Source organism: Nostoc sp. CALU 546, from assembly GCF_048836525.1.
Genome location: NZ_JAWJTF010000282.1, coordinates 1 through 2,616, shown reverse-complemented (window position 1 = coordinate 2,616; position 2,616 = coordinate 1). Strand labels below are relative to the sequence as shown.

Annotated in this window: 2 protein-coding genes; both read right to left on the bottom strand. The window is 43.8% G+C overall.

All coding sequences use genetic code 11. The annotated features are described in order from the left end of the window. On the bottom strand, positions 1-1,723 hold a 1,723-nt coding region (locus RRG12_RS42720; protein WP_420763257.1), incomplete at its 3' end, for a type I polyketide synthase. Beyond that, positions 1,717-2,616, bottom strand: a 900-nt coding sequence (locus RRG12_RS42715) for a non-ribosomal peptide synthetase (RefSeq protein WP_420763256.1), incomplete at its 5' end; no start/stop codon positions are given. The genes RRG12_RS42715 and RRG12_RS42720, both read right to left, overlap by 7 nt.

Below are 2,616 nucleotides of genomic sequence, written 5' to 3'. Positions count from 1 at the left end.
AAGGTTTAAGGATTTCAGCACATTCATCTACTACCTCCTGAAACACAGGTTCGCGGTTGTAGAGATTCAGTCCCATGTCTACATATTGCGATCCTTGTCCGGGGAACATGAAGACAACGGCTGGATTGCGGATTTCTGTATGCCGGGTATTTACTTGATTTGGATCTAAAGATTGCAGCGCTGCGATCGCATCTGTGATGTCGTGACAAACTATACTGCGTCGGTAGTTGAAGGCTTTGCGCCCTCGCTGTAAAGTATAAGCTGCATCAGCTAAGTTAATTTCGGAATTATACTGCAAATGTTGGTGTAAATTCGCTGTTGCAGCCTCTAAAGCTTGACTAGTTTTTGCCGAGAGCAACAATAGCTGCTGTGGGCGCGAAGATCCTGAACTTTGGATTTGTGGCGCTTCTTCTAGCACAATATGAGCATTAGTCCCACCGACACCAAAAGAACTTACACCGGCTCGTCGCGGAGTTTCACCTTCTGACCATTCGGCTAGTTTGGTATTTACATAGAAGGGGCTGTTGGCAAAGTCAATTTTGGGGTTGGGAGCCTCAAAATTTAAACTAGGTGGAATCTTTTTATAATGCAGGGCGAGAGCGGTTTTAATTAAACCTGCGACTCCAGCCGCCGCAACTAAATGTCCGACATTGCTTTTAAGAGAGCCGATCGCACAAAATTGTTTAGCATCTGTATGCACACGAAATGCTTGGGTCAGCGCTTCAATTTCAATGGGGTCGCCTAAAGGTGTAGCTGTACCGTGAGCTTCAATATAAGAGATGGTTTCTGGGTGGAAGTTGGCATAAGCTTGGGCCATTGCAACGGCTTCTGCTTGTCCGTCTACGCTGGGAGCGGTAAAGCTTACTTTATCAGCCCCATCATTATTAATACCAGAACCACGAATTACAGCATAGATGCGATCGCCATCATTAAGCGCATCTTCTAAACGCTTGAGGACAACTACTCCTGCGCCATTATTGAACATTGTGCCCTGAGCGCTGGCATCAAAGGGACGACAATGCCCATCTCCAGAGAGCATACTGCCTTCTTGAGTCATATAACCGCTGTTTTGAGGTGTAGTCATAGATACACCACCGGACAAAGCCAAATCGCACTGATAGCTGGTTAAGGCTTGGCAAGCCTGAATGACTGCTACCAAAGAAGTGGAACAGGCTGTATTGACGCTGACGGCTGGGCCTTTAAGGTTGAGTTTGTAAGCCGCACGGGTTGTCAAAAAGTCTTTTTCATTGGCTAGCATCGTCTGAAACTCGCCGATGCGATCGACAATTTCCATACGTCCAGAAATGTGGCTAGCAAAATAAGTATTTTGACCGCAACCAGCGTATAAACCAATCAAACCCTCGAAAGATTCTGATTCATAACCAGCATTTTCTAAAGCTTCATAAACCAACTCTAGAAAAACTCTGGCTTGTGGGTCCATAACCACAGCTTCCAGTGGATTAATGCCAAAGAAGGCAGCATCAAAAGTTTCTCCCCCAGAAATAATTCCTCTAGCTTTCACGTAGCTAGGATCTTTACAAAGGTTCGGATCAATACTAGGGTCTAGTTCGTCATCTTGAAAAAAAGTCGTTGATTCTAATCCCTCACACAGATTGCGCCAAAACTCATCAACATTTCCAGCCCCAGGAAATCTTCCTACCATGCCAATAATGGCAATACCATCATTAGTATCTTGGTTATCGGATGCTTGCATATTTACCATTGCTTAACACCTTGTTGATGATTACGACGACGAGTCCGAGCTGCTTGTTGGCGTTGGGCGCGATTTTGCAGCTTGTCAGAAGATGGTTGGCTATTCTGGTTGGAATGCAAATAGTTTGCTAAAGAGCCAATCGTTGAATACTGAAATAACTTCACAGCAGATAGCTCAATACCAAGTTCCTGTTTTATTCGCGCAGCAACTTGGAGAATTGAGATTGAAGTTGCTCCCAAATCAAAGAAATTATCATCAATCCCAACGCGATCGATTTTGAGCAGTTCGGATAAAATACCTGCAAGCAGACGCTCTAAATCGGTTTGGGGAGAAATGTAAGCTTGTTCCAGTTGTGGACGTTCTCTACTTGGTGCTGGCAATTTATGTCTATCGACTTTACCATTGGCAGTCAAAGGCAGCGACTCTAACATCACAAATGCTGATGGCACCATGTAATTAGGTAGTCGCTGTTGTAAGAAACCACGTAATTTATTGTGCGTATATCCACTGTTATAGTGAGGAACAATATAAGCTGTCAACTGTTTTTCAGCTGCTTCATCCTGACGAGCTAAAACGACAATTTCCCGAACATCAGGATGTTGTGCAATTTCCCGCTCAATTTCACCTAGTTCAATTCTGAAACCGCGAATTTTTACCTGATTGTCAATACGACCTAAGAATTCTACTTTGCCATCTGGAAGATAACGAGCTAAATCTCCAGTCTTGTAAAGGCGCGTTTCTAAATTGCTATCAAATGAGTGAAAAATAAATTTTTCGGCAGTCAAATCGGGACGGTTTAAATAGCCTCTAGCTAATCCGTCACCACCAATGTACAATTCGCCAGCTTCTCCTATTGATACTGGTTGGAGGTTTTGATCTAATATATAAACTTGGGTATTAGC